Origin of the sequence: Bacillus sp. FSL R5-0585, from assembly GCF_038004545.1 — a bacterium.
Taxonomy (GTDB): Bacteria; Bacillota; Bacilli; order Bacillales; family Bacillaceae_G; genus Bacillus_A; species Bacillus_A cereus.
This window is the reverse complement of sequence record NZ_JBBORJ010000001.1, coordinates 1,117,702-1,143,568: the sequence shown is the minus strand read 5'-3', so window position 1 is coordinate 1,143,568 and position 25,867 is coordinate 1,117,702. Positions and strand designations below refer to the sequence as shown.

Here is a 25,867-nt window from a genome sequence, read left to right as displayed (position 1 = left end):
TGGAATTCTCCTAAACCGCTTCAAAATCAAAATCAAACGAACCGTCTTTTACAAAAAACTTTTACCTATAGTTAAAAATTTAGCACTCTAACTCTACATATTTCTTAAAATTCTAATTTTTTCACTCATAAATAATTTGATTAATCCCAGCAACACTTCACTTTTTTGATACAGAATTATTATTTATTTCAAACGACTATACGGACACTATTTCTACGATAACCTTTTAATCAATACTAGATATTTTTAAAGTATCCCCTAATTCTCCTAACTGGTTTATTTTTTGTAAAGCTAATTCAACAGGGATACCTTCCATTAATACAAATGGTAATTGTTTTGAGCCTTTTAATAAATCAAACAACCCTTTTTTTATGATGAATACCTCTTGTATTTTCTTTAAATCCATAGCCCCTCTTATTGGTGGTTTAATTAATATAAGATTACAAAACTTCCCCTTACATACTTCCCGCTCTTCATTCATACATTCAACATCTATCGCGCCGTCATTTACCCACTGTATAAAATTCTCACTTACTACAGTAGCATAGTTCAAATCCACAACTCCTGAATCAACTTGTACTAACTTTGTTGCATTTTCATGTGTAGCCATTAACAGTAATTTCCCTCCACCATTACTTCCTATAGCAACATAACCCTTTGCATACTCACGGACTTCATATGTTTTATTTCTTTCATGTATTACATCAACTCCAAACAGAACGACTCCATTATCATTTACAAATCCATTTGTATGCTTTATTAATTTCTTATAAGTATTTGGGAGTACTAATCCCATTTCCTCTTCAACTTTTTTGATCTCAGTTTCATCAACTGGAGAATATAGTTTATATGTCAATAATTTTTTAACATCTATCATATGAATCCTCCTAGTTATTTTATATTAATATTACTAGCTCCTATATTGGTAACTTCACTTTGCGATTTTTTCGAAAAATCTTAAATAACAACTTTTTCAAAAAGCCTTCAATATTACATTCGTAACATGTTAAATTAATCTATCATAATAAACCATTACTTTCTAATAACTGATACCAATCATCCTCTTTGCTTCCTACGGTTTCACTAATTCCTCCAAATTGAACAAACTTATTACCTAATTCACAATATCTTTTTCCTACATAATAATGTTGTAAGAAATTATTAAAATCACCATATAACTCAATAATAAAATTTTGATTAATTAAATCTCCATACAAACAAGAAACTTCTCCATTCACCTTATTAATAACCAATGGATATCTTTCAATTTTCCCTATACAAATCCACTTATCAGCACCACCCGGCATGTCCTCCGTATAAAATTGAATACTTTCGCGTTTTAGATGACCATATATAGTAATTACTCCACCGTTCAACATTTCATATTTTTTTATAATACAATTATAATCTTTCAAAGGGCCTTCTTCTAATCTTTCATCAATCTTTTTTTCTACCTCTATAATTTCACCAAAAAGCAAACAAAATGGATCATTATTTAAAATATCCTTAATTAATTCTATTTTTTCTAATACTGATTTCTCCATTTTCTACTCCCACTCATTATCTATTTCACTAAGATATAACTATTACTGTACCCCTTTTAAAGGTTATTATTTTTCACTTTCTCAAACCACTCATCAGCAAAATCATTAGCCGTTTTTATATCATCGTTTGTATGAATTAAATCATACTCATATTCAGCTTTAAACTTACCACTCTTAGCATCGTATATTAATTTCATCTCAGTTGGCATATCTTTTTCGTATTCTTTGCATAACATTTCAATTCTTTCGATATCTTCACTTATAATTTGTAGAACCTGAAACATTCGTTCTGGAGATACATCATATCTTTTTTCTCCATTTTTCAATGCATCATTAACCTTGTGACACTCTACATACTTATTGTTAATGAAATAAAAGAAACTACTAGAAATCATATCTTCTTCACATGAAACATACACATATACTTTATCAGCTCTATTTTCAACATATTCCATACATATGGATACCATATCAGCTTGCAATTCACTAAACCTTTCCTCAAATTCTTTCATATTACTTTTTCACTCCTTAGATTAAAATTCAAATAGCAACATCTTGATACCCCACTTCAGTTACTTTTTCATTTAGTAAACGTATTCCTAATCCATTCTCTGTATCCCACGTACAATCGAAAGTTATCCCAATATCTCGTTCTTCATGAATATCTCCATATGGGACTACAATTCCAACTAAAGTGATCCTCCTAAGTAATTGGTCAATTGTTTCGATATACGGATAATTTTCATTAAATCCAATATCATACCCTAATTGTTGACGCTCTTGCTTGTAATAGTCTAAAATCGCTTGTAAAAAACCGTGCTGCAATTGTTCCCAATTTTGCAATAATGAATTATAAGCAGTATATTGTCCTTCATCAAACTTACCGTCTTCTTCACCTTTCACTATCAATGCTATTTCAACTTCTTTTCCACAAAATTCAACGTTAATGTCCTTAACCCATCCATATGTATACTCAATCTCACCAAAAACTGCATCATTTATAATCATTTCTAACTCTCCCTATTTACTCCCTTGGATTCATATCGATTTCTCTATTCGTATGAAAGTTACCCTCTGATATTAACTGTTTTTTCCAGTCGTTTCTATACTCAGTATAGTACTATCAATTGCTAATTTTTCAATGAGTTTTTTCGCCTTCCCGTATGGAAATCTCTCTACTAATATATAAGGCAGATTTTTTGAACCCTTTAGCAAATCAATTGCGGAAATCTCAAGCCCTAATATGTTCTTTATTCTTATTAAATCTTTCAAACCTTCACTAGGAGTTTTCACTAACACTATATTACATATATCAGACGACTTATGTATCGCTTTCTGTTCTATTTCACTTACACAACCACTATTCACCCATTTTTTAAAATCAGCGGTAATTACAGTAGCATGGCTTGGATTCATATCCCCAGAATCAATTACTACCACCTCTTTTTCCTCTGCATGTTGAGCCATTAAAAATACATTACCCCCACCGTCATCACCAATTGAGACATATCCCCTCGCATACTCATCTACTTCCCAAACCTCGTTCCTTTCTGCAATATGCTCCGTACCATAAATAAGTAACCCACTACCGATTGAAAAGCCATTTGTACATCTCAATAATTCCTTATATACATTAGGTAATGTAACATTCATACGATTTTCTACTGCTTGAATTTCAATATCACTCGCTGCTGACTTTTCTATCAAATCTGGAATATTAAATAGATTAATCATTTAATAACCCCTCCTAAACTATCAAGATATTTAAACGTATCGCCTGTCATCTCTCTATAATCATTTCGCAATAGATTTCATGAAATTCATAAAGTATGTCGGTATGTAAGCCTTCATTTTTCATTTGGTAAGTAGACAATCATTTTCCCTTTCATGTACTCACCTTTCCATCCACAAGGCCATCCTCCCATTTTATATACCTTAAATACCTTTTCATAAAAATTATCTACTTTTCCATTTACTAAACGATTTATTGCACACATCTCAAGGTCTCTTTCTACTTCTTCGAGAATATTTATATAATCAATAGAAATAAACTCCTGATAATAATTATAGTTATCAGAAAAAACTTCATATAACATATCTTTTTTTGATTCCATATTAGGGTTATAAGTTCCTTCTAATAATTTTGCACTTTCATCCGATTTCATATCATCCCAAACGATTTGGGTAACGTACAAATCTTGAGACCAAGCCAATTCCTGTGCTTTATCAAAATCATGAATCATTTCAATGTCATGTAATAATTCATGTAACTTTATATCATCCCTATCAAATAAGCTTCTTTTTTGTATATACTCGATAACTTCCTCAACTAACTTAGTATTTTCACCATACTTCATCCCTGTAGCCACCTTTCGCGTCCGTCGTCCTTCGTTCCCATTCTCCATACTGTATTCACTTATGGATATTCTTTTGAATTTCATTGATTTTTTATAAGTATCTTTACTCATGCAGAGCTGCCTCGAAACCCCAATGCCCTAAAGTCTAATCAAAAACAACTCTTAATCCTAGGTTTTACGATAAATAAAAAGAATCTATTTTGAAAAAAGATTGATCAAAATGGATTCTTCTCCAGCAGATTTTTTGTTTCGGCTTTATAAGAATTCGAGCATTTTCTGCCTGTATTGCTCCATCATCGTGCCTGATTATTCTCTTAAAAGTGAAGAGTTGCTATTAAACTTTCTTAATATACTCATACACTTCTTTAGGTTTTATATTAAGCATGTGGGCAATTTCCGTTATTTTCTTTCCTTCTTCCTTCATCTTTTTTACTTTTCTCTCCATTGTTTGCTCATATTCTTCTGCAATATCAAATAATGGACTTAATAAAGAGTGCCATATTTCAAAATCAGTAAATTTATTTCTTTCCAAAAACTCATTTAACAATATATCCAATTCTTTAGTTAGTATCATTCTTTTACCTTCTAACACTTGTTTCTCAGTTAGAAAATCACCTATATCTTTCATAAAATTAATAAATGATTCCATGGAATCTGCAAGAAAATCACCACCACTCCAACTATCCATTCCGTGCATGAGGGAAGATATAGGGTATCCTTCTTCACTTAAGTCAATAATAATTGGATCTCCACACATAGTTTCATATGCAATAACAATCCAATTTGCATCCCAAGTATCTTCCTCATCGGTTACAAGGGAGTTTCCATCGGTGTCAATGCTGTATCCTACTTGAAATTCATCTAATTGCTCAAAAGAACATACATCAAAATTCACATACTCTCTAATTTTTTTATGCTCTAAGTTCATAAGTTCTAAATTTCTCTTTACCTCTACTTTTTGATGATAAGAATTAAATTGTATCATTGTCATTTTTACTCCATCCCTATTATTACATTAAACTTCTAATCTTCATAAATTACCGATCCCATATACTTCAGGCTTCTACCATCCAGTTTTGCTTCTTCAACAAGTTCTTCATATTCAAAATCATATAACCGAATGATAGTATTGTATTGTTCTTCTAAATTTTCACCATAAAATTCTATAAGTTCACTTATAATTGATTCAGAATACGAAGCATTCTGTAGTAATTCAGACAAAGAAGATGTAACATGTTCATTATATGTACATTCTAATAAGTCTTGGTTATACTCAATGAAATCTATTTGAAAACCAGTCATAAAACGCGAAGGGATTCTGTTCCCCTCATTATCATATTTTATTTCTACATACTTTTTTAACACCATTTTGCTAGTACAACTTCCAAACCAAAGAGAAACAGCTCCTGGACTTTCCATATTAATCCTCCTTTCCAATTTTTCTATGTTCTAATGGTAATAAATCAGGCATACTGTTTCAGATATAATGTAATCAGCTTCTTAAATTCTTTTTACGCAGCTAAACCTTTAACTTTTTAAAACTTTCAGATACTTAGTATTCTTCGGATTCCCAAAGCATCTACCTTCTGATTTTTTATTGGCAATACTAAAAAATTCTTTTGCGGTTTCTAAATCACCTAATTCAAAAGAAACTTTTCCTGCAATAAATTCCTTATCACCAGAATCTATACGTGCAAATCCAGTTAAAAATATTTTATCTGCCCACTCCTTTGCTTTTTTTAAATCATTTACCATAAAACAAGTGGAGATAATATCCTTAACTAAATGGTAACTCTCTTCACAATAAATACCTTTAGGGTCAGGGATTATATCCCATGCCTCTTCTAATAACACAATAGAGTCATTATAGTTACCATTATTGAATTCTTCATTGCTTTTTCCAAAAGACTTTCGAATTCTTCTTTTATATGTGATTGTAAAATAGCCATATTTACCCTCCTCAAATCATATCCTTAATCAATTCAAAATACTTATCATCCTCATTAAAAAAGAGTTTATAGCCTTCTAAAATATATGCTCTTAGCAAATACTCTCTAGCTTTATCAAGCTCCCCGCACTCGAATAAACTCTCTCCAAGTCTCAGTAAAATAAATGGATTTGAAATACCATCCGGACAGTTTCGTGCATTATATAAATTACTTTTCGCTTTCTCATACTCACGATTTAAAAAATAAGTATCTCCTAATGCTGTATAAATCCATGTACTTGTTTCCCAATCGGTCTTCGGTAACGGAACCAAATCCAGAGCAGCGATATAGCTCTCTATTGCTTTATCATCTTTTCCTTTTTCAACAAAAGCATCTCCTTCGTTACATAACCTCACAATTTGGTCATACACTTGATCGTTGAGTTCCAATATAAATCCTCCCAATAATTATTTATTTGGTGGCAAGTAATTTTCATTTAACTTTGTACCTGCGAATCGATTTAAACTATCATGGTCTAATACATAATTATTGGAGTCTAACATCCATTCTCTAACCTCTGGGGACTCCGCTCCATAATATCTACCTGTATGTACTATTCCACCATGAAACTGAATCAGTTAAATGAGCCAGATCTGCTTGATCTAGAGGATACCATTTATTATCACTTGCCATAAATTCTAGTTCACCATCACTTTTTGTACGGATTTTTGATGAAATTGAATTTTCCATTCTTTCTATTTACTTCTCTACCCATATTGTAGCCATTCCCAGGCGTATTCCTCATTAGGTCGATGCCATTTTCCATTTGCATCTTAATAATAGTCTTTAAGTACATTACTCGTACCCTATGGAGCACACTCATGAAAGTTTACTAAACATGGTAATTTTATAATTTAAACCTTATCACCAAGATGTTTGTCGTTCTCGTGGACAAATACTATAATAAAAACACCTTTACCTAGTTACGCTTCAAAGCCAATTACAATCCATTCATCTACATAACCCCAAAAATCGATATTATATTTAGGCTTTAATTTTGCAGACCAGAAGGTAGCAGTGTTATCAATACAATTATTGTAATCTATAGCTACGTAACTCCCCATACCATTAGTGAAAAAGCCAAACGATGAATCTAGGTTGATTTTTATAGGCTCTTCTAAATCATCAATAATACTCCATTCAATATCCTCGTCCCCAAGATATGTTACTAATTCAAGTGGAACTAAGCCCATTGATTCACTCGCATAGTAATAAAATCCATCATGAACATTTTCATAAAAGCTTCGAATTGAAGCAGGTATTTTATCCCATGCATCCTCTAATTCTATGTTTTTTTGTCCCTTTTGAGGATTACACCCTTCGTAATATAATATGTCTCCTTTGGAATTTCTTATTGTGTATAAAATCGAATAAGCTCCTTCTACATCCAGAATTTCAACATTTGTTAGATGTTTATTTAGATAAGAGATCGTATTCCGTAATTCAGTCCCTACATTTCTCCCCCATATGTTCAGAAGTAAATCAATTCGCCCTTTAATATCGTCATTATAAAACAGTTCTCTCCATTCAATTGGTATCTCATTATCACCCAGTCTACTAATTTCATCGATTGTTAATATTCGAACATTTTTATTGTACCTTTTTAAATAAGTAAGTTTTTGATCCATCTCCCATTTTTCATTGTTTATTAAAGTCGTTAATCTGTTTTTGTATCTTTCTTTCAAGTTCTTTTCCTTTAACCAGCATTTATTTGAGCTAACCGATCCTGCTTTATTTAGATTTTTATACGTTCCTATGTCACCTTCTCTTGGTAACAGTTTTTTGAAGCTACTTCTTTTACAATACTACCTGTTCCCTTAACAACACACCTTTCCAAGTTCGAGGTTCTACTCTGCATACTGAATACCCTCCTTACAGGCCACAAGAACTTCCTTTTACAATTTCATTAATTCATACTTCTACCCCTTTAATGAAAGAAGGTTTATTATCGAAATATTTCGCTAGTTTATTTTTAATTATATAATACTACCAATATATGTTAGCCTTAATTCTTAAAAATAATTAAATTTATAAAATGCCTATGTATAAAAAAAGCACTTGTTGCCTTTCGTAGACAATCAAGTGCTTTAAATTTATATGTTTTTAAGTAGTATTTAATTTGTAAGTTTTTTAGTAACAGTTCGACAGCCTTTACATGTTGTGACAAATACTAGGTAAAACTTACAAGTTTATATAAATGTATTCTACTTGTATTTATTGCTTAATAAATATAGAATACACTATTTTATCCTTCCATTAACTTCTTCCTCATTTTATGTGTTTCTAAATCTGCTAATCTAACAGGAATAGGTAAACGACTTTCATTATTAATACAGTTCATAACAATTTCAGTACTTGTATCTAAATCAATCCAGTTCCCACAAGAAACAAAAATAGGTTTAACATTTTTGGTCGTTCTTAAAGTTCGACCATAGACTTCATTATTTATTACAATATCAGTGTAAGATCCTTTTAGATTCTCTGGCATAATAAAATCTACATCTCGAATTTTAAGATAACTTTTTGCTACACCAATGGTTGGTTTATTTAGAAGAAAGGAAGCATGAGTAGCAATACCCATGTGACGATAATGTAAATATCCATTACCATCAAAAATATATATATCTGGTTGCTTTGTTAGCTTTTTAACTGCCTCTATTATTAAAGGTAACTCTCTAAATGCAAGGAAACCTGGAATATAAGGGATTGGTATTTCTCCATAACTGTATACTTTTTCGACAACTTCCTTTGTACCATAATCAATGATTACAATACAACATGTACCATACTTAGTTTTATTCACATCCCAATAAGCCAAATCTACCCCTGCGATAAATTGTATCTCTTCTATTTGAAAATTATTTTCTAATTTAATTCTAGGTGATAATTCACTTTGGATTTTTGAAAACTCTTGTATTAATTTCTTTTCATCAAAATTATTCATTATCATCACAATCAGATAATCGGGTAATTAGTCCTAATTCCTCTTTTGTTGGAGCAACTTTTTGCCTAATTATATTCCCTTGTTTATCCCATTCAGTATATTTTAAACAAACGCCAAACTTAAACGTTCCTTCATATTTGAGTTCTTCGCTTTCATACCAAATTTTTCTTATACCTCTTGTTTGTCCTTTTATCATGTAATCTATAGATTTAAGTTTCCCATTATGGTGAAATTTAACATAATTACCTTCTTTAAAACCATTCTTATAATAACAGTAATACGCTAGATTCCCATTTTCATATAACTCATAAGCTAATCCAGTAAAAGGTTTTCCATCTTCATCTTCTGGGTTATCCAGCACTTCATCGCTGTAAGAGGTAAACCATAGTTCCTCATCAAAATCTATACCCTGTTCTAATACATATTCTTTACTTAATACACCCATCTTATTTTCCAATTTTTCTCACCTCTGAACTAAATTCAAATCCTTCAGTAATAAAATTACAATGTGGACAGGTTGGCATCATCATACCAGCCGGTTTCAATTTCTTACCAGATCTTACGACGTGGGTAATAAAATCTGTTGGCTGTGCGTTGGGATTCGCAAGTAATGCCATGCCTGATTCAAGGAGTATACCTCTGCGTGGGAACCTGCTCCATACGTAAATTTATAACCATCTCTAACACTACTAGGCATGTTCTCTATCCGATTCCTAATAATTGGGTGCAATGTAACTGGAATATCACCGTCAGTATTGTTAATTCCAAAATAATATTTTCCAGTATTTTTATCAAATGTTCCTGCAACCGCTGAACCCATTTCGTTTTTGGTTAGCCCTAATGTATTTAATCTTTCAACCTCTTTTTCTACAGCACCACGTCAATTAATTCTATGATTTAATTGACGTGGAGTAAATCGACCATATTTATTACGCAAGTATTCTATTCTACTTAATTTTTCACTACTATTAGAAACTTCACCCGTACCCTTAACCCCACCACTCTCCAAATTCGAGATCCTACTCTGAATACTCGCCTTTGAGGCATCATGGGCTTCTTGGAATTTCCCGCTATAGTTCGTTCCAGATCTAACGACACTTCCATCTGGCAGTATTTCTACACCTTTAAAGATTTGGGATACGGAGTCCGCACCTTTTGCTAATGTATTTTCAATTTTATAATACTGGTAATTTCCGTTAGGTTTAATTCATAAAAATAATTTTTAAACATTTATAACATGCCTATCTAATAAAAAAGCGCTTGATTGTCTTTCGTAGACAATCAAGCGCTTTAAGTTCATTTGTTTTTAAGCAGCATAAATTTATAAATTTTGTAGTAACAATATGACACTTGTTATACTTCATAACAAATACTATCTAAAAACTTACGAGTTTGTACGAGTTCGTTAGTTTCATATACATTCCGTGGATTTATATTCATCGCCCAGTAAAATGTCATCTCACCTAAGCTCGCACGTCTTTTTCTATTCTATCATTGCACACAGTACTCCATGATGGTACAACCATCATGGAGTACTTACTTTTTAACAGCCTATTCATTCTTTTTCTTCACTTCTCTTATACATCTTTAACTTTAATACCAAATATTAAGTCTTGTTATATTACTTACAAAGTCATTGTACCAAGTTTTATCGTAGTACCTCTAAAAACTCAGTAAAGTTATCTACTATTTTATAAAACACTGGTTCAAACTCTCCTGACTCTTCATGAGACCATACACACACCGATGGATTCTCTTTATTTTCTCTAAAATCCAAGCATACAAAATCCCCTGCAAATATACTAGCTATTGGTAATACCTCTGCACCTAATAAATCTTCATTATCAGTTAATCTTTCCTCTATCTGTGAAAATACAACATCAATATCATAGATCCCTTTAGGGTTATTTTCAATGTCATCCAGCATACATAAAAACCTTTCTATCGCATAACTACGATTATCACATACAAATGTAGCTTCTTCAACTTCTGCACCATTATACACTTTAATAAAGTCCAAAAATGAACCTGGTAGTTTTAATCTCCAAAAATTTTCATGTTTTTTTATTAACTCTTCTGAAGGTAATGGTTTTACAATAGTATCCTGTTTTATTTTCATGTTTTTACCTCTTTCTTTAGTTTACTATCTAGGAGCATCGGCCCACATTCCGGCCGACCTTCCACCATTGTGAATCGTAATATTGTGTATTCCAAAAGGAACCAACTCCATTTTACCCGGTACTTCAGTATGATGCCATGTCATACCTTCCGGTCGTCCACCTATTGCATTATCGAGCCATTTAAATTGCTCTTCGTCTGACATTAACCATAGTTGCTTTGTCTCTACAACAAGCCCAGCACTCTTAAAATCGGTAAATCCGTATCTCATTCCATCAGCTTTAATAACCTTCACATCAGGAACCAAACCATCTGCAACTGCTTTTTCCTTAATCATTCTTTTTTGACGAGCCGTTAAATTAGCTCCACCGTGAAGTGACTTATTCCATGACCACGTTTTATTTGATATAATTTTTTCACTGTACAACTTTACATAATCATTAATAACATCATCAAATTTCTTAGTCCCATTTATAAATTCATCTATATTATTTAAATTAGCCTTATTGACTATCTTACTGGAATTACCCGTACCCTTAACCCCACCACTCTCCAAATTCGAGATCCTACTCTGAATACTCGCCTTTGAGGCATCATGGGCTTCTTGGGATTTACCGCTATAGTTCGTTCCAGTTCTAACGACACTTCCATCTAGCAGTATTTCTACACCTTTAAAGATTGGGGGTACGGAGGCCACACCTTTTGCTAATGTATTTTCAATTATATAATACTAGTAATTTCTGTTAGCTTTAATTCATAAAAATAACTTTTATAAATTTATAGTATACATTTCAATTAAAAAAGCTCTTGTTGCCTCAAATAGACAATCAAGTGCTTTAAGTTTCATATGTTTTTAAGTAGCATAAATTAGTAAGTTTTGTAGTAACAGTATGACACCTTTTGTACATCATGACAAATACTATGATAAAACTTACGAGTTCGTTAGTTTTATATACATTCCATGTGTTTATATTTATCGCCCGGTAAAATGTCATCTCGCCTAAGCTCGTACTTCGTTTTCTATTCTATCATTGCACACAATACTCCATGATGGTACAACCATCATGGAGTACTTACTTTTTAACAGCTTATTCTTTTTCTTTCCACTTCAAAAATAAATTCTTTTTCGTTTACTTGTCTTATGTGAATTCTTTAATTTCTAACCCTAATTGTCTATACCTTTCAATACTAATTAACCCTCAAATTATAGATTTCCTGCTAACATTAAAAGGATCTACGTTATTTTCCTCTAACAAATCTTCAAATTTTTCTGTTCCGTATTTTACAAAACATTCATATTCCGACTGGGAAATAAAGAATGCTAACAAAATTTTACCATCTTGATCTTCACTTCCAGTACGTACATCACCATATTCTTCTGGAAAAGCGAATGGTTCAGTAAAGTAAACTGCACTTTTATTATATTTTTGAACAAATGATTTATCAATACTTTCAATACCACTAATTGCTGTTCCTCGTCCTATTTCTATTCCATTACCTATACAATAAAATAAAGCACTTGCAAGGATATACCCTGTACTATTAAATGCCCCATCAACTACCATTGAAATTTCAACATTATCCCCTACTATTTCTTCATATTTACTGAGTCCAAGTGTATTAAAAACTAAACATTCTTCAAATACATTTTCATATTTTAAAATTTGCATACTCGGAAGCTCTTCATTATTTTTAAAAACCTCTCGGTCTATTGGATCACCTAAATATTTACTATAATGGTCATAATAAAGCTCTCCGTAATTTATCATTCTTTTATCTCCCCTTTATATGTTCCTTCTATTCCTTCAAATTTATGACTTATATTACATTCATGACATTGAACCCTTAGTCGAGCATTATATTCATCCAATACTTCTTTTCGTGTTGGTTTTACTTCACCTGTTTTCATACTTACAACTCTTTCTGCCCAAGTATCTGGATAATGATCTAAGTCATATCCAATTCTTTTTACTGGTCCATTTTTAGTATTAATGGTAATACTATCTGGAATATCTTTTCCGCACGTGGGACAAATCATTTTTCCTGATGCATTTTTTGGTGCTTCACTTTCTGCTTTAACACGAGTACCTTTTCTAAAACTACTTCTCTTATACAAACTATCAGTTTTTTTAACTTTTGTACTACCTTCACCCGTACCCTTACTAGCAAGAGAAGCCTCTACACCCTTAATCTTATCATCTATAATCTTATTACTTTCTGTATGATGCTTATTCACCCAGCTTTGGAAATCTGTACCACCTTGCTTAGATATTAGTAAGCCATTTCCATCAACTTCAAAACTTGCCGATTTGGCTGTCCTATCATCTATGCTTTTGGCTATTTTTTCGCCAAATTGATACATCTTTTCATTTCCGGATTTCTCCATTTTAAGGCTCGCTAGTTTCAAACGGTCAAGCATAATAGCTTTATTATCACGCAATGATTGTACCACATTATTTCTACGCTAAAACGCAAAAAGCACTTGTTGCTCAAATAGACAATCAAGTGCTTTAAGTTTCATCTGTTTTTAAGCAGCATAAATTTGTAAGTTTTGTAGTAACAGTATGACACCTTTTATATGTGGTAACAACTACTACGTTAAAATTTACGAGTTTGTATGAGTTCGTTAGTTTTATATCCATTCCATGTGTTTATATTCGTGAACCAGTAAAATGTCATCTCGCCTATTTATCATACTTTTCTCACAAAACCTGTATTAAAACAATATGTCTTGATGGTACAACCATCATGAATTTTGAATTTCAAGTAAGCATTTTTAATCGTTCAGACATAAATACTTTATAAGAAAACAAAAGCACTTGTTACCTAAAAGGAAATCAAGTGCTTTTTCTATGCATAATAGGAATTCTTGCAACTCTAAACTGCAAACATCCTTTTCTAATTTGATAACTCTAATCAAAAAAAAATTCATAAAATAATAGAGTAATAGTTAATTTTGTATTTGTAATTCCCTTAAAACTTCTGTCCGCAAATCACTCGCAATATTCCCATTCTTATAATCATCCAATAAAAAATTTATTCTCTGAATATAACTATCTGAATTCTCTATACATTTCGCGAAACAATCCATAAAATGGTCTACTAATGTATCATCAACTAAAGCAATTGGTTCTGGATAATATTTGACACCTTCTCTTTCAAATGCTTTTCTACTAGTATAAGCAACTGCATCAATAACACAGTTCCAAGCTATGACATCTGTTTCATTATCTGACATCTCTTGAATTATTGTTATACCATTTTCCTCATTATCTAATAATTCATAAAGAATATCCCCTATATTTTCTTTACCTTTTAGCCATTCCCAACATTTAAATATAACTTCCTGGGCTAAAATTTGATCTTCCTTTTGAGAAAATACCGACAAAACTTTTTCTGAAAGTCCAAGAAAAAATATTACTTTACCATCTTCTGTTAAACTACTAAAGTTAGTATTAGCCATAATTAACCTCCAACTAATCAATATACTTTCCATTTTTAATCATTAGATTAAGCCTACCAGTTACTTTAATGCTTTCATCGGTTTCCGATGTTACTTCGATTTTTAGATTAGGATATTTTAAACTTAATTGCTTTAACACACCAGGCGGAACTTTATCGTTCGCTAATCCTTGATAACACTTTCTACATACACCTGAAGGATTCGATTGATGAAGTTTTAATGTTCCTGTTACATCTTCTGGTTTTATACCTGCCTTTATTACTGCTGAATCAAATTCATTCAGAACCCCTTCCTCTGCATGCCTAGTGAACAATGGGTTAGTCCCTGGGGCTTTAATATTCCTGTCAGGCATTACTTCATCTAAATCAGGTAATCCAGCTTCTTTTCGTACTTTCGGCGATCCTCCTTCAAAATTCAAATCTTCTAATCCTTTTACATCAGTTTTTCCAACTGCCACTGTTTCAGTTTCTGGAACATTCCATTTTTTCCTTAGTGCATCTATATCAGTTTTACCAATATCAATCTTACTTTCTTTACCCGTACCCTTAGCCACACTACCTTCCTTACTAACTCCTGAACCACCACTACCCTTAGCAAGTTGATAAGCGTCATCCTTAGCTGCCGTACTTGCTTTTGAAAACTTTCCAGCTACTTCTCCAACAGTTGAAGATTCTATATAAGGAAGCCTCATTCCTATTCCAGTATCCACCATCCTAACTGCTACTGGAATAGGAGTATTTTTCATAGCATCTAGTGCATTTTTTAAAGTCTTATTTTCCTTAAGCGATTGTACCACATTTTTACCCAAATTTGGATTAAAACCAGGCATTCCTTCTTTGAATTTTAATAATTTCGCTAAATCAGCTAATTCACTCGTGCCTTTGAATGCTTTTACTCCTTTTCCTACCGCTCCAACAACTGGGATTGCATCTAATCCGCCAAAAATGATGTTTCCTACCCGCTCTTCTTGGCTCAATTTCCTATGTGTTCCCCAGTCTTCTCCGTCGATACCGCTTTTTATTTGTACACCTCCGTATACTACTGCGGCAGCGGCCCCGAGTGGTGGACAAAGGATTGTTGTGATGATGATTCCTACGCCTATTCCTATGTCTCGCACCATTTCTAGTTTTTTCTGTTCATCTTCTATCGATTTGTATTCAAATCCTCGTGTGGATGGGACTACTTTCTTGTATTCTTCATAATTTAATTTTGCATCTGGATTTTGTTTTTTTAGTTCTTTGTATTCTGCCCTAAGTACGTTATCAAATGCAGGAGAATCTCTAAAAATATCTTCTACTGTTATTTTATCTTTCTTCTTCTGTATTGTTTGTGGTACACTTCCGTAGCCTGCATGCGCACCTGGTAATACTGTCGTTGTTGTAGAGCCAATTCGGTTATTTGTTTCAAAACTGAGAATAGATGTATCTCTCATTTTTTGAGCGAATTTATCCATTTCTACTAAAAAAGGTTTATCTATATGTTCAGAGACTAATTGCCCTGCTTCTCCGCAATATTTTTGTAATGTCGTATAACTATCAAGTAATTCCCCGATTTTTTGCGATTGATCTTTAGGATTAAAATGTATACTACCATCCGAGTCTAAATCTCGTATTCTTCCATCAATTCTTTTTAATGATTCATTTGCTTCCCGTAATTTCATGAGTGCATCTTTTGTAATTCGATTCATACCATCCCCCATGTTTTGCCATGGTTCAGGTCTATATTTCACATCCATCTCGTTTTCATCCCCCCAGCCGTATGGTGATTTCTACAACTTACTTAATATTTCACGTAATTGTTCGTCCTTTTCAAGCATTTCTACACATACATTCCCTACAACTGTCGCTGACCTAGAATAGTGTTCAGCCAATTCTAGTGTTTTGTGTAATATATCAGGATATTTTTCAATTACTCTCATCGCTTCACCTTTTTGATAAAAATCACAGCTTAATAAACTCTCAATATTCGTTCCAATGACGTCTACATGGATTTTATATATATTTTCTAACTTCATTACTATATCAAGTAGTTCTTGAAAATTAACTAATACTTCTTCTCCACCACCAGAACCACTATCTCCCATTGATACTTGCATTATTGAATACCTCCTAACGAGAATTGTCTCGGGTCAATTAACTTTTTATATGGCATTTTTAACACGTCATACAATTTCTTATTAACCGCATAGAGGCTCACCCAGTCATATCGATTACGATCTACATCTATTTGAACGAAATCTTCTCCTTCAGTGAAATATAAGAAACATTCCCATTTTCCTCCTCTATTACTTCGAGGCCTCGTATACGTTTCTATCGCTATAACGTCTTTATTTGATAAATCTTTTTCCTCAAATGTTTGTTGTTCTTCTTCTGTCATTCTCTTTGAGAAAAATGTATCTTCTATTTCCCTCGGTTCTCTAAATAAGAAGGGTATGCGTGTTAATAAGGAAAAATATACGTCTGGCTTTGGTATGTAGTCAATTTCGTATTTTTTATTTGGCTCTATTTCTGTTAATACAGCCACTCGGTCTTTATCCTCTTTTAAAAAGCCAATTAATACATTATTCATTCTCGTGTATTCATGACAATTTTCATATTCCTTTAATAGTTCAATTATTTGAAAAGCTGCAGGGGTAATTCCATTTTCACTTGTAAGTAGGCCTTTTTCTTTTAAACTCGTAGTTGCTTTCGTGACACATTCTGCATCAAGTAAAATAATTGCGTCACGGTTTGGCAATCCAAATATATCGGTAACCCCAGCTGCACCTGCGAGAACATATAATTCAGCAGGTGCAAAACTCATTTCTTTCCCCATTCTTTTATCCCTCGTTTCTCCATCACAGTTGTTTTATCGCCCTTACTTCCGATTTATCTCCGTACGTTTGAATGCTTTTATCTAACTCTTTCAAAGCTTTCGTATGTCCTTCAAATGCCTCTACCATTTCTGAATTATATTGAATGATCAAATCAAGATAACTTAAAAATGCATCTCTCGTTTTTCCATTCCATTTCGCACCTGTGACATATGCTTTTAAGTCTTTCGCTTGGTTTAAAGAATCCTTCATACCATTTTCAATGTTTTGTGCGTAAGAAATGGCACTTGCAGTGTTACTTCCTATAATTTCAACCTCTTTACCACTCATGTTGGTTCCCTCCATTCTTTGTATGCTTAATGGATAAGTTTTTCAAATTCCTTTTTCTTTTCTTCAAAAGCCTTGGTCGCTGCAGCGTATGCTGACGCTTTCTCTGATTCTGCTTTCGCTTTATATTCCAAATACTTTGCATAAGCTGTACTTTTTGCAGATCCAACATCGCTTAATGCACTTTTAAAATAGGATACTAATGTATGTAATTCTTCATCCTTTTCATGACGTTTTTGTTCAAATTCAACTGCCGGAATTTTATTAGCTTCTAAGCCATTACTTTTACTCTCATACTCTCTCTTCGCTGATTCAGCCTCTTGAATGAATTGCTTTAACTCTCTTTCTTTATCTTTTAAATAATCATGTAAATCATCATACCGATCTCGTTTCCTCGCACTTTCTGTAAAACCAGACGCATTTAAAAAAGCATTGTACAATTCATCTAACATCTTTCTCCCCCTTTAGCACAATAACTATGTAGTTAAATTCGTATATTTAAACATGAATATTCATTACATTAAGAATTAACAAATAATTATTTTTACATATTGCTATTTTATCAAAGGGATTTTAACATTTCCATATTTTATGAATGGCTTTCGCATTTTTCTTCAATAAAGTGAAACTTTAATCAATATGACTATGTATTTATGTGCAGAAATAATAAAAAACACTGCCAGGCGCAGTGTTTTTTATTACTACCTTTTATCCAATTCATTCGTATTAAATCCTTGCTTGAGAGTAAGACCCGTTCTTTCTTATTTCATCAACAACTATTTCTGGATAATCCCAATGAAGCGTACGAGTAGGCTCCCTGATTCGTTATACTATTCCTTAGGCTGTTTTATTTCTATATTCATTCCAATATTTTGGCTCAGTCGCTCTTAAAAGAACAATAGAAAAAGGATCTGATATGAATATCAGATCCTTAACTTTAATTTCTTAATACATACATCTTTTTACACGATAACTGGTTCGTACGTGCTCAAATTATCATACTCAGTTTTTACAATACTAGGTGGAAGGTTAACACATCCTCAGATTCACCTTTTCTTGTAGCAGTGCATAATATTTAATAAAATTAAAGCATATTTTTACTTACCAGACTTAATTTTTTCGTTATATTCTTCTAAAGTTAACCCTTTTTCTTTTAGATAAACAGCAACTTCTTTTCCTACATAACGATAGTGCCATGGCTCATACTTAATGCCAGTAATATTCTCTTTATCTTTTGGATAGCGGAGAGTAAATCCATATTCTGCAGCATTCTTATCTAACCATTTGAATGCATCGGTAGTTTCAAATTTTGCATTTAAATCTTCTACAGTATTCTGCCATTCAACTGAAATAATGTCTAACGCTAATCCAGTATGATGTTCACTTGCACCAGGATACTGAAGATATTCCAATGCCTTAGCACTAGCCTCTTTATCCGACAAACCTTGAGATTTATAGCTTTTAACTGAAGCATCATAATAAGTTTGTTGTAATTTTATAGCTCGATAACCTGATCTTAAATAAAGATTGATTCCCTCTTTTTTTGCAGCTGCTACCATATCCTGATAGGAAGTTGCAATTCTACTATCTATTTTCATATTTGGCTTCGCATTTTGGGTGATACTTGTTAATTCAATTCCTAGTTCCTTTGATAACATATGCTCTCTATTTACAAGGATAATTCTCCAATCATTAACATCAGAGATAGGTAAAACATCTTTTTTCTTCGCATGTATTTCATTTTTATTTTTATCGTTATTATTAGTAGTTGCCTGAGATGTTTGCTTTCCACTACAAGCAGCAAGACTCCATCCCATTGCTAATACCAATGCTAAAATTATAAATTTTTTAATTGTATCTCATTCCCTTTTTGTTTATTAGTCTTTATACCAATTTCCCAACACGTCTCTAGGAATCTCCTTGAAATCCTTCAAAGAAACCGGGCCGACAAATTTTTTAATTCCATGTTTTTTAGAATTTTCATCCGAATAATCTTTTAAAAATTGAATTTTAAATTGTTTCTTACCATCAGCATAGTCGGTTACTGTCGGTACGATTGCCGCTTGTCGTATACCAAAAGTTTTATCTTCATACTTAACAAATTGTACATAAGATAATCCTCCAACCAATGTTTCTAATTTTTCTTGCGCAGAAATAAGATTTCCAAGAGAATAATAGATTAGCGTTTCATGTCCATCTTTATTTTGTTTCCACTCAATTGGTTGAATTACATGTGGATGATTTCCAATTACTACATCTACACCTAAATCTGTTAAATATTGAGCAACTTCTTTTTGTTGCTTTGAAGGTGTTGAGGTATATTCTACTCCCCAATGCACCATAACAATCACCATATCAGAGCTACTCTTTGCCTTTTCCACATCATTTTGTATCGCTTTTTTATCAATTAAATTTAAAGCCCAAGACTTATCAGCTGGAATTTTAATTCCATTCGTACCATATGTATAATTGAGTAACGCAAAACGAATACCATTTTTTGTAATCGTTTTTATTTCATTACGCTCGTTTTTACTCTCATTAATACCTACCGGGATAACATCCGGATATTTCTTCCAGTATTCTCTTGTATTCGCAACACCTTTAATACCCATATCCATAGCGTGATTTGTCGCTTGCGTCACTATATTGAATCCAGTGTCCACTAAAGATTGGCCTACTTCTTCAGGTGTATTGAAAGTCGGATATCCCTGTACTTTTAAATTATTTCCGGCAATCGGAGTCTCCTGGTTCACTATAGCAAGATCACTTGATTTAACAGCTTTTTTGATATTTTCATAAATATAATTATAATCATATGAACCGTCTTTTTGTTTGCCATCTTTAATTACTGCGTCATGATATAAATTATCACCCGTAGCTATTAAATTCACAACCGATTGTACTTTTTTATCTTCCGTAAAATTAGGAGACTGTTGGATAGAACTTTTCTCTACCCAATTTGGTGCTTTTAATGATGTATCTATATTGGATTCAGCCGGTGGTAACGAAGCTTTAGACGTCTTAACATCTGTATTACCACAAGCGGTTAAAAGCACTAAAAAAATAAGACATACTAAAAAAAACTTTTTACTTCTCTGTAAAGTATCTAACATGTGATCCTCTTTTCTGTTTTATTCCTTATAACCAGTTCTAACAAATCATTCTTTAAAACAACGTATTTTGGTTTTACCCTTAATTATGGAAGGACACTCTGTTACACCTGCTTCGGAATATACTAATAATTGTTTTCCGCTTTCTAGCAATCTATCGATTCCATCAGAAGTGATAGGTTACTAGAAAAAGATGATCCATCAGGATGTCGACTAGTTTGATATACCTATTCCAATTGCAATAACTCGTTTAATATTTAAACAAGATAGGAGAATCGTTCATATAGCCTCTTCTCTCGCTTTATGTTTAAAGTGCCTCCAAAAAAGGGATCGTTGCTGTACCCCTGTACATAGTGCGAAATTTTTGTAACTAATTTCTTTCATTCAAGCGACAAACATTATACCGATAACAATAAGTAAGACCCAAGAACTTATTTTACCAATATACGAAAAAAGTAGCAATCTTTTGTCCCATATAAAGAAGCCCATTAGGAGAAATGAACGAGAGATTCATTCTATTCAATTCCTTCATTGATTAATAAAAAAACAAGCCACCCAACTATTGGATGGCTCTATACTATAAAGAGAATTTGTTATTGGATTACTTCAATTTCCCTTCAAAAACAATCTTCCTACCGCACGGCTCAACTACTGTTTTGCCGTCTTTCTTTACTTCATGAAAGATTGGCTCTTCCATACGACGAGACGGAGCGTAGCCTTCTTGTTCCATACGTGCTAAGCAGTCTGTAATTGTTTCATTTTCAAGTACTTCAAATTTCTTTTTATTAGGTTGTTTTGTCATGCCCTAACCTACTTTCTATTTTTCTTGATGCAAATTGATTTTTCATGTAGACCATATATAACATTGCGAGAATTCCCATTATAATCATAACCGCAATAAAAAAGCTTGTATACTGTATTTTTTCTATAAATACGCCGCCTAATACAGGTCCCATAATACTTCCTAAACTAAAAGCGATTCCGGATAATATATTACCTGCCGGTAGTAAATGTCTCGGTAATAAGTCAGTCATAAATCCAAGCCCTAAAGAGAAGCACGATCCAATAACCATACCCGCTAAAAGCATGCAGGCAAAGACAATCCAGTAATATTGATCAAATACGGCGGCAAGTAGAAAAATGCCCGTACTTATGCTAAACGTCCACGTTAATATACGGTCCCTTCCGTATTTGTCACTTAATATACCGAGCGGAATTTGTGTAATAATACCCCCAACTGCAAATGCTGGTAATAAGAAGGATACATCTGAAACAGACCACCCTTTACGAAGTGCGTATACTGGTAAGTTACTGTTTAGCATTGCTTCAAGTACGCCATATGCAAGTGGTCCCAGCAGTGCAATCCATCCTAATCCAACAACTTGTTTATAACGAGAAAATGATGATTCACCCTTCGCTTCTCTTTCATCTTGCGCTGGGAATGCATTTTTTGTTGGAAGTAGTAAAAGCCAACCTATTAGACAAAGTATAGTAGATATAATAAATGGTGTTGCAAGACCGTACTGCACAGTGCTTGCTAAATACGGACCAACGGCAAAACCAATTCCGAAGAATACACCGTATATCGATACTTGTCTCCCTATTTTACTTGGGTCTGATGTTGTCGTGATCCATGTTTGTGTTCCGACATGAAGCATATGATCTCCGACTCCAACTAGAAATCTAAGGATAAACCATACCCAAAATGAAAATGTTTGTGTAAAAAAGAATAATGAAATAATAACGAGAAACCCACCTATAACAATAATCGGCTTCATTCCAAACCTTTGCATCGGTTTTTCAAGAAACGGCGAAATAACTAATATCCCAATGTACAATGCCGTCGCATGAATACCATTAATACTTGAACTAACCCCTTCTTGTTCAAAAATCATTGCAATGGCCGGTAAGAGCATTCCTTGTGACAAACCCGAGATTGCTACAATCCCAACCATAATCCAAAAAGTAAAACGCATTGACATCCTCTGTCCCTCTCCTTCTCACGCTTCCACTTTTCATTATAAACTGTTTCTTCAAATGCGTGTACGAATATTCGCAATAAAAAACAAGCTAAAAGAATGAACCTTTTAGCTTGTTATCTTATCCTTCCCAAACTTGCGCTTTCACATTGTAATGAAAGTCTTTAAAATATGGATTTTCATAAAATGAAGGTCCATATAAGTAATGTTGCATATGAGCTGTTAGTGGCTGCTGCATTTGTAAAGGAACTACAGCTGGTAAAACTTGCATATACATCGGATCTATCATTATTTTTGTATAGATATGATGATTATATGGCGAATAAGCGATTAAGGATGGTTTATGCATTGATAATCTCCCCTTATACATACAAATGTTATAGTATATGCAACACTTCTCATTTCGGGGATTATTTCTGTTCTAACCAATCCTCTACATGTTTTATAAATACATCTAAACAATCAATAAACGGCGAGTGTCCGCAATCTTCTAATACCTTCAACTCTGCATTTGGCAAATGTTTCGCTAATTCCTCACCGACTACTTGCGGTACGACATAATCTCTATCACCTTGTATGACGAGTGTTGGCGCTTTAATACGATGAATTTGTTTACTTCCCTCTACAACCCCATTATGTTCATCTGAAATATTAAATGTAATGAGTGCATAATTCACATCTACGAAATTACGTTGCGTTAACATATCATCTAAATACTTTTCATAACGATCCGGTTCAGGTTGATTATGTGTATATATTAATAGATTCCATACTGTACGGTAATATAGTTTGTTCATATTTTTTATCGCATCTAATACTGGAGCGATTTGTACTGGATCTTGCGCAATTTCTTCTTTCGTCTTTACTAAACTTGATACAATCGGCTGCCCATTCGTATCTTTTTTAAAGATTGGGTATCCTTTCATTCCTACTGATTCTACTAAAATTAACTTTTCTACAAAAGTTGGGTGATTCGCTGTAAATTGCATCGCAACGCCACCACCCATTGACCAGCCCATTAATGAAAATTTCTCTAGCTTTAACTCGTCAATAAATAATTTTACATCGTCTGCAAAGTCTTGTAATGAATCTATCGACTGATTATACGTTGATTGTCCAAACCCTCTTAAATCAAGAGCGTAAATATGGTATTGATCTTGCAACTTTTCAATAACTAAATCAAAGTGTTGTGACGATGTCATGTTCCCGTGAATGAGTACAAGAATATCTGTATTTCGCCTTCCAACTTCCTGATATGCAATCGTTTCTCCGTTCGATAGTGAAACAAACTCCATTGTTGCAGGCTTAATCATCACAAGTTCCCCCATTCTATTTAATAGAAAGAAAATTCTTTACTTAATTAAAGAATAGCACGTAGAATATACGTTCGCAACATAAAACCTATAAGAATTTTTTACATAAATCAACATGTCTATTACTAGACAATTATTATAAAAAAGTATATAGTTAGCTAGGTAACTAATTTGAAAGGATCAAAATACATGGACGAAAAACAACATTTTTTTCACATCGTCAGCCAGACTTCTCGAAAGTTTACGAAGAAATTTAATGAACGTGTATCTCCAACAGGGTTATTTAGTGCGCAATGGGCTGTTATTTTCCGCATTAATCAAACTGGTTCTTGTACACAAACAGAATTATGCCAGTATTTAAATGTTGAATCACCAACGATGACTCGTACGTTAACACGTATGGAAACGATGGGGTGGATTATTCGTACAGAAGGTAAAGATCGCCGCGAGAAGCTCATTTCTTTATCCGAAACAGCGATAAAGATGATTCCAGTATGGCAAGAAGAAGTTGATACTTTCGAAGAAAAAACGCTAGAAGGTATTAATGAAGATGATTTACATCAAGCATTTCAAGTGTTACAACAAATTATTAAAAATTTAGATTAAATTGGAGGGATGACGATGCAAAGTGAGAAACTTTGGACGAAGGATTTCCTCGGAACTTGTTTTAGTAGTCTATTTCTCTTCTTAACATTTTACATGCTTATGACTACTCTGCCTGTCTATGTTATAGACGGGCTAAAAGGAAAACCTGAGGAAATTGGTTTAGTTGCAACTGTGTTTCTTATTTCTTCTGTTTTATGTAGACCATTCACAGGAAAATGGCTCGATGATTTAGGAAGAAAGAAAATATTATTTATTTCACTTTCATTATTTTTAGCCGCTACTGTTATGTATTTCGGTGCGCAAAGTTTATTCTTATTACTTGCCCTTCGCTTCTTGCACGGTATTGGGTTCGGGATGGCAACGACAGCTACTGGTACGATTGTAACTGATGTTGCGCCAGCTCATCGACGAGGCGAAGCACTTGCATATTTCGGCGTATTTATGAGTCTGCCGATGGTAATTGGTCCTTTTTTAGGTTTAACAATTATTTCTCATTTTTCGTTTACTGTGTTATTTATCGTTTGTTCCGTATTTTCATTACTTGCATTTTTATTAGGACTACTTGTAGATATTCCACACGAAGCACCTGTTAGCAAACAAAAACGTGAAAAAATGAAATGGAAAGACTTAATCGAACCATCTTCTATTCCAATTGCACTTACAGGATTTGTTTTAGCCTTTTCTTATAGTGGTATTTTATCCTTTATTCCTATTTATGCGAAAGAACTCGGTTTAAGTGAAATTGCAAGTTACTTCTTTATTTTATACGCACTTGTTGTTGTCATTTCTCGTCCATTTACAGGAAAGATTTTTGATCGCTTCGGTGAAAATGTACTCGTTTACCCTGCTATCATTATTTTCACAATCGGAATGTTCATATTAAGCCAAGCACAAACTTCATTTTGGTTCCTTGGCGCAGGTATGCTAATCGGTTTAGGTTACGGGACATTAATTCCGAGTTTCCAAACGATTGCGATTTCTGCCGCTCCAAACCATAGACGTGGTTCTGCGACAGCTACGTATTTCTCATTCTTTGATAGTGGTATTGGTTTTGGTTCTTTCATTTTAGGTATTGTCGCAGCGAAATCCAGTTATCATAATATGTATTTTATCGCAGCTATTATCGTTGCGTTCACTTTACTTTTATATTATGGATTACACGGACGAAAACAAAAATTCAAGAAACAACCTACAGACGGAAAAATTTCCGCTTAACGTTAATAAGGAAAGTAAACTTCCCCGTTTACTTTCCTTATTTTGTATTTCTTTCAAGACGAGCGTATACTTATAGTAGAAATAAAAAGGA

At 33.1% G+C, this 25,867-nt stretch carries 31 protein-coding genes and 3 pseudogenes; 2 read left to right on the top strand and 32 right to left on the bottom strand.

Features of this window, described 5'->3' with window-relative positions; translation table 11 throughout:
* Positions 1–226 precede the first annotated feature (226 nt).
* From MKY38_RS06000 to phaZ, 32 genes and pseudogenes are all read right to left on the bottom strand, one after another.
* On the bottom strand, positions 227–877 hold the full coding sequence (locus MKY38_RS06000) for an SMI1/KNR4 family protein (RefSeq protein ID WP_199697727.1): 651 nt from the start codon (positions 875–877) through the stop codon (positions 227–229).
* Positions 878–1,019: 142 nt separating this feature from the next.
* On the bottom strand, positions 1,020–1,544 hold the full coding sequence (locus MKY38_RS05995; protein ID WP_199697728.1) for a hypothetical protein: 525 nt from the start codon (positions 1,542–1,544) through the stop codon (positions 1,020–1,022).
* Positions 1,545–1,600: 56 nt separating this feature from the next.
* Entirely contained in the window at positions 1,601–2,056 is a 456-nt protein-coding gene (locus MKY38_RS05990) for an immunity protein YezG family protein (protein ID WP_000657446.1), read from the bottom strand.
* 28 nt (positions 2,057–2,084) lie between these two features.
* Complete coding sequence (locus MKY38_RS05985; protein WP_199697729.1) at positions 2,085–2,552, bottom strand: DUF6985 domain-containing protein; 468 nt, start codon at positions 2,550–2,552, stop codon at positions 2,085–2,087.
* 72 nt (positions 2,553–2,624) lie between these two features.
* Positions 2,625–3,278: an SMI1/KNR4 family protein gene (locus tag MKY38_RS05980; protein ID WP_000609054.1), complete on the bottom strand. Its 654-nt coding sequence runs from the start codon at positions 3,276–3,278 to the stop codon at positions 2,625–2,627.
* 113 nt (positions 3,279–3,391) lie between these two features.
* Positions 3,392–4,012, bottom strand: coding sequence for a cytoplasmic protein (locus MKY38_RS05975; RefSeq protein WP_445286068.1), 621 nt, complete (start codon positions 4,010–4,012; stop codon positions 3,392–3,394).
* Between the two features lie 223 nt (positions 4,013–4,235).
* The gene (locus MKY38_RS05970) at positions 4,236–4,892 is read right to left on the bottom strand and encodes an SMI1/KNR4 family protein (protein WP_000177844.1); all 657 of its coding nucleotides are present in this window, start codon (positions 4,890–4,892) and stop codon (positions 4,236–4,238) included.
* A 32-nt stretch (positions 4,893–4,924) separates the two neighbouring features.
* Positions 4,925–5,320 (bottom strand): immunity 22 family protein, encoded by a 396-nt coding sequence (locus MKY38_RS05965; RefSeq protein WP_199697731.1) that lies wholly within the window; start codon positions 5,318–5,320, stop codon positions 4,925–4,927.
* Between the two features lie 108 nt (positions 5,321–5,428).
* A pseudogene (locus MKY38_RS05960) lies at positions 5,429–5,850 on the bottom strand (hypothetical protein).
* An 11-nt stretch (positions 5,851–5,861) separates the two neighbouring features.
* The gene (locus tag MKY38_RS05955; protein ID WP_000422367.1) at positions 5,862–6,278 is read right to left on the bottom strand and encodes a tetratricopeptide repeat protein; all 417 of its coding nucleotides are present in this window, start codon (positions 6,276–6,278) and stop codon (positions 5,862–5,864) included.
* A gap of 534 nt (positions 6,279–6,812) precedes the next feature.
* Positions 6,813–7,517 carry a hypothetical protein gene (locus MKY38_RS05950; protein WP_000372269.1) on the bottom strand — a complete coding sequence of 235 codons (705 nt, stop codon included), beginning with the start codon at positions 7,515–7,517 and terminating at the stop codon, positions 6,813–6,815.
* 617 nt (positions 7,518–8,134) lie between these two features.
* Positions 8,135–8,833 carry an endonuclease V gene (locus tag MKY38_RS05945; RefSeq protein ID WP_033690210.1) on the bottom strand — a complete coding sequence of 233 codons (699 nt, stop codon included), beginning with the start codon at positions 8,831–8,833 and terminating at the stop codon, positions 8,135–8,137.
* The gene (locus tag MKY38_RS05940; RefSeq protein ID WP_196478795.1) at positions 8,826–9,278 is read right to left on the bottom strand and encodes a toxin-antitoxin system YwqK family antitoxin; all 453 of its coding nucleotides are present in this window, start codon (positions 9,276–9,278) and stop codon (positions 8,826–8,828) included. Before MKY38_RS05940 ends, MKY38_RS05945 begins: the two co-directional genes overlap by 8 nt.
* Before the next feature lies 1 nt (position 9,279).
* A complete protein-coding gene (locus tag MKY38_RS05935; protein WP_341050368.1) occupies positions 9,280–9,450 on the bottom strand; it encodes a hypothetical protein in 171 nt (56 codons plus the stop codon).
* A complete protein-coding gene (locus tag MKY38_RS05930) occupies positions 9,393–9,653 on the bottom strand; it encodes a YwqJ-related putative deaminase (protein WP_230876905.1) in 261 nt (86 codons plus the stop codon). The genes MKY38_RS05935 and MKY38_RS05930 overlap by 58 nt, the downstream gene beginning before the upstream one ends.
* Before the next feature lie 147 nt (positions 9,654–9,800).
* Positions 9,801–10,040, bottom strand: a pseudogene (locus MKY38_RS05925) (DNA/RNA non-specific endonuclease); the annotation flags it as partial.
* 441 nt (positions 10,041–10,481) lie between these two features.
* Positions 10,482–10,952 (bottom strand): SMI1/KNR4 family protein, encoded by a 471-nt coding sequence (locus tag MKY38_RS05920; RefSeq protein WP_000695050.1) that lies wholly within the window; start codon positions 10,950–10,952, stop codon positions 10,482–10,484.
* A gap of 24 nt (positions 10,953–10,976) precedes the next feature.
* Complete coding sequence (locus MKY38_RS05915) at positions 10,977–11,648, bottom strand: HNH endonuclease (protein ID WP_341048360.1); 672 nt, start codon at positions 11,646–11,648, stop codon at positions 10,977–10,979.
* A 502-nt stretch (positions 11,649–12,150) separates the two neighbouring features.
* Positions 12,151–12,720, bottom strand: coding sequence for a suppressor of fused domain protein (locus MKY38_RS05910; RefSeq protein WP_000611567.1), 570 nt, complete (start codon positions 12,718–12,720; stop codon positions 12,151–12,153).
* Positions 12,717–13,406 (bottom strand): annotated as a pseudogene (locus MKY38_RS05905) (GH-E family nuclease); the annotation flags it as partial. The gene MKY38_RS05910 and the pseudogene MKY38_RS05905, both read right to left, overlap by 4 nt.
* Positions 13,407–13,901: 495 nt before the next feature.
* On the bottom strand, positions 13,902–14,414 hold the full coding sequence (locus MKY38_RS05900; RefSeq protein WP_078384807.1) for an Imm6 family immunity protein: 513 nt from the start codon (positions 14,412–14,414) through the stop codon (positions 13,902–13,904).
* Positions 14,415–14,427: 13 nt separating this feature from the next.
* Positions 14,428–16,149 carry a hypothetical protein gene (locus MKY38_RS05895; protein WP_341048357.1) on the bottom strand — a complete coding sequence of 574 codons (1,722 nt, stop codon included), beginning with the start codon at positions 16,147–16,149 and terminating at the stop codon, positions 14,428–14,430.
* 33 nt (positions 16,150–16,182) lie between these two features.
* Entirely contained in the window at positions 16,183–16,509 is a 327-nt protein-coding gene (locus tag MKY38_RS05890; RefSeq protein ID WP_001198201.1) for a hypothetical protein, read from the bottom strand.
* Entirely contained in the window at positions 16,509–17,228 is a 720-nt protein-coding gene (locus MKY38_RS05885; protein ID WP_000514117.1) for a DUF5081 family protein, read from the bottom strand. Before MKY38_RS05885 ends, MKY38_RS05890 begins: the two co-directional genes overlap by 1 nt.
* Before the next feature lie 22 nt (positions 17,229–17,250).
* On the bottom strand, positions 17,251–17,556 hold the full coding sequence (locus MKY38_RS05880) for a WXG100 family type VII secretion target (RefSeq protein ID WP_000014535.1): 306 nt from the start codon (positions 17,554–17,556) through the stop codon (positions 17,251–17,253).
* A 26-nt stretch (positions 17,557–17,582) separates the two neighbouring features.
* Positions 17,583–18,005 (bottom strand): hypothetical protein, encoded by a 423-nt coding sequence (locus MKY38_RS05875; protein WP_000883470.1) that lies wholly within the window; start codon positions 18,003–18,005, stop codon positions 17,583–17,585.
* Positions 18,006–18,650: 645 nt separating this feature from the next.
* Entirely contained in the window at positions 18,651–19,382 is a 732-nt protein-coding gene (locus MKY38_RS05870) for a M15 family metallopeptidase (RefSeq protein WP_000241986.1), read from the bottom strand.
* Between the two features lie 48 nt (positions 19,383–19,430).
* Positions 19,431–20,666 (bottom strand): CapA family protein, encoded by a 1,236-nt coding sequence (locus MKY38_RS05865; protein WP_341048355.1) that lies wholly within the window; start codon positions 20,664–20,666, stop codon positions 19,431–19,433.
* 598 nt (positions 20,667–21,264) lie between these two features.
* Entirely contained in the window at positions 21,265–21,465 is a 201-nt protein-coding gene (locus MKY38_RS05860; protein ID WP_000166303.1) for an NETI motif-containing protein, read from the bottom strand.
* Positions 21,449–22,645 carry an MFS transporter gene (locus MKY38_RS05855; RefSeq protein WP_065224251.1) on the bottom strand — a complete coding sequence of 399 codons (1,197 nt, stop codon included), beginning with the start codon at positions 22,643–22,645 and terminating at the stop codon, positions 21,449–21,451. Before MKY38_RS05855 ends, MKY38_RS05860 begins: the two co-directional genes overlap by 17 nt.
* A gap of 118 nt (positions 22,646–22,763) precedes the next feature.
* Positions 22,764–22,991: a hypothetical protein gene (locus MKY38_RS05850; protein ID WP_065224250.1), complete on the bottom strand. Its 228-nt coding sequence runs from the start codon at positions 22,989–22,991 to the stop codon at positions 22,764–22,766.
* A 61-nt stretch (positions 22,992–23,052) separates the two neighbouring features.
* A complete protein-coding gene (gene phaZ, locus MKY38_RS05845) occupies positions 23,053–23,955 on the bottom strand; it encodes an intracellular short-chain-length polyhydroxyalkanoate depolymerase (protein ID WP_006920435.1) in 903 nt (300 codons plus the stop codon).
* 189 nt (positions 23,956–24,144) lie between these two features.
* On the opposite strand from phaZ, the gene MKY38_RS05840 reads away from it, so the two are divergent.
* Together MKY38_RS05840 and MKY38_RS05835 are read left to right on the top strand one after the other, a co-directional pair.
* Positions 24,145–24,561, top strand: a complete 417-nt coding sequence (locus tag MKY38_RS05840) for a MarR family winged helix-turn-helix transcriptional regulator (protein WP_000343680.1) — start codon at positions 24,145–24,147, stop codon at positions 24,559–24,561.
* A 15-nt stretch (positions 24,562–24,576) separates the two neighbouring features.
* Positions 24,577–25,776, top strand: coding sequence for an MFS transporter (locus tag MKY38_RS05835; protein WP_001190318.1), 1,200 nt, complete (start codon positions 24,577–24,579; stop codon positions 25,774–25,776).
* Positions 25,777–25,867: the final 91 nt, after the last annotated feature.

Bases quoted from the DNA above. Each gene is read 5' to 3' on its own strand.
- MKY38_RS06000 (WP_199697727.1), bottom strand. From the start codon at position 877: ATGATAGATGTTAAAAAATTATTGACATATAAACTATATTCTCCAGTT.
- MKY38_RS05995 (WP_199697728.1), bottom strand. From the start codon at position 1,544: ATGGAGAAATCAGTATTAGAAAAAATAGAATTAATTAAGGATATTTTA.
- MKY38_RS05990 (WP_000657446.1), bottom strand. From the start codon at position 2,056: ATGAAAGAATTTGAGGAAAGGTTTAGTGAATTGCAAGCTGATATGGTA.
- MKY38_RS05985 (WP_199697729.1), bottom strand. From the start codon at position 2,552: ATGATTATAAATGATGCAGTTTTTGGTGAGATTGAGTATACATATGGA.
- MKY38_RS05980 (WP_000609054.1), bottom strand. From the start codon at position 3,278: ATGATTAATCTATTTAATATTCCAGATTTGATAGAAAAGTCAGCAGCG.
- MKY38_RS05975 (WP_445286068.1), bottom strand. From the start codon at position 4,012: ATGAGTAAAGATACTTATAAAAAATCAATGAAATTCAAAAGAATATCC.
- MKY38_RS05970 (WP_000177844.1), bottom strand. From the start codon at position 4,892: ATGACAATGATACAATTTAATTCTTATCATCAAAAAGTAGAGGTAAAG.
- MKY38_RS05965 (WP_199697731.1), bottom strand. From the start codon at position 5,320: ATGGAAAGTCCAGGAGCTGTTTCTCTTTGGTTTGGAAGTTGTACTAGC.
- MKY38_RS05950 (WP_000372269.1), bottom strand. From the start codon at position 7,517: ATGGATCAAAAACTTACTTATTTAAAAAGGTACAATAAAAATGTTCGA.
- MKY38_RS05945 (WP_033690210.1), bottom strand. From the start codon at position 8,833: ATGAATAATTTTGATGAAAAGAAATTAATACAAGAGTTTTCAAAAATC.
- MKY38_RS05940 (WP_196478795.1), bottom strand. From the start codon at position 9,278: ATGGGTGTATTAAGTAAAGAATATGTATTAGAACAGGGTATAGATTTT.
- MKY38_RS05935 (WP_341050368.1), bottom strand. From the start codon at position 9,450: ATGGCATTACTTGCGAATCCCAACGCACAGCCAACAGATTTTATTACC.
- MKY38_RS05930 (WP_230876905.1), bottom strand. From the start codon at position 9,653: ATGGGTTCAGCGGTTGCAGGAACATTTGATAAAAATACTGGAAAATAT.
- MKY38_RS05920 (WP_000695050.1), bottom strand. From the start codon at position 10,952: ATGAAAATAAAACAGGATACTATTGTAAAACCATTACCTTCAGAAGAG.
- MKY38_RS05910 (WP_000611567.1), bottom strand. From the start codon at position 12,720: ATGATAAATTACGGAGAGCTTTATTATGACCATTATAGTAAATATTTA.
- MKY38_RS05900 (WP_078384807.1), bottom strand. From the start codon at position 14,414: ATGGCTAATACTAACTTTAGTAGTTTAACAGAAGATGGTAAAGTAATA.
- MKY38_RS05895 (WP_341048357.1), bottom strand. From the start codon at position 16,149: ATGGATGTGAAATATAGACCTGAACCATGGCAAAACATGGGGGATGGT.
- MKY38_RS05890 (WP_001198201.1), bottom strand. From the start codon at position 16,509: ATGCAAGTATCAATGGGAGATAGTGGTTCTGGTGGTGGAGAAGAAGTA.
- MKY38_RS05885 (WP_000514117.1), bottom strand. From the start codon at position 17,228: ATGGGGAAAGAAATGAGTTTTGCACCTGCTGAATTATATGTTCTCGCA.
- MKY38_RS05880 (WP_000014535.1), bottom strand. From the start codon at position 17,556: ATGAGTGGTAAAGAGGTTGAAATTATAGGAAGTAACACTGCAAGTGCC.
- MKY38_RS05875 (WP_000883470.1), bottom strand. From the start codon at position 18,005: ATGTTAGATGAATTGTACAATGCTTTTTTAAATGCGTCTGGTTTTACA.
- MKY38_RS05865 (WP_341048355.1), bottom strand. From the start codon at position 20,666: ATGTTAGATACTTTACAGAGAAGTAAAAAGTTTTTTTTAGTATGTCTT.
- MKY38_RS05860 (WP_000166303.1), bottom strand. From the start codon at position 21,465: ATGACAAAACAACCTAATAAAAAGAAATTTGAAGTACTTGAAAATGAA.
- MKY38_RS05855 (WP_065224251.1), bottom strand. From the start codon at position 22,645: ATGTCAATGCGTTTTACTTTTTGGATTATGGTTGGGATTGTAGCAATC.
- MKY38_RS05850 (WP_065224250.1), bottom strand. From the start codon at position 22,991: ATGCATAAACCATCCTTAATCGCTTATTCGCCATATAATCATCATATC.
- phaZ (WP_006920435.1), bottom strand. From the start codon at position 23,955: ATGATTAAGCCTGCAACAATGGAGTTTGTTTCACTATCGAACGGAGAA.
- MKY38_RS05840 (WP_000343680.1), top strand. From the start codon at position 24,145: ATGGACGAAAAACAACATTTTTTTCACATCGTCAGCCAGACTTCTCGA.
- MKY38_RS05835 (WP_001190318.1), top strand. From the start codon at position 24,577: ATGCAAAGTGAGAAACTTTGGACGAAGGATTTCCTCGGAACTTGTTTT.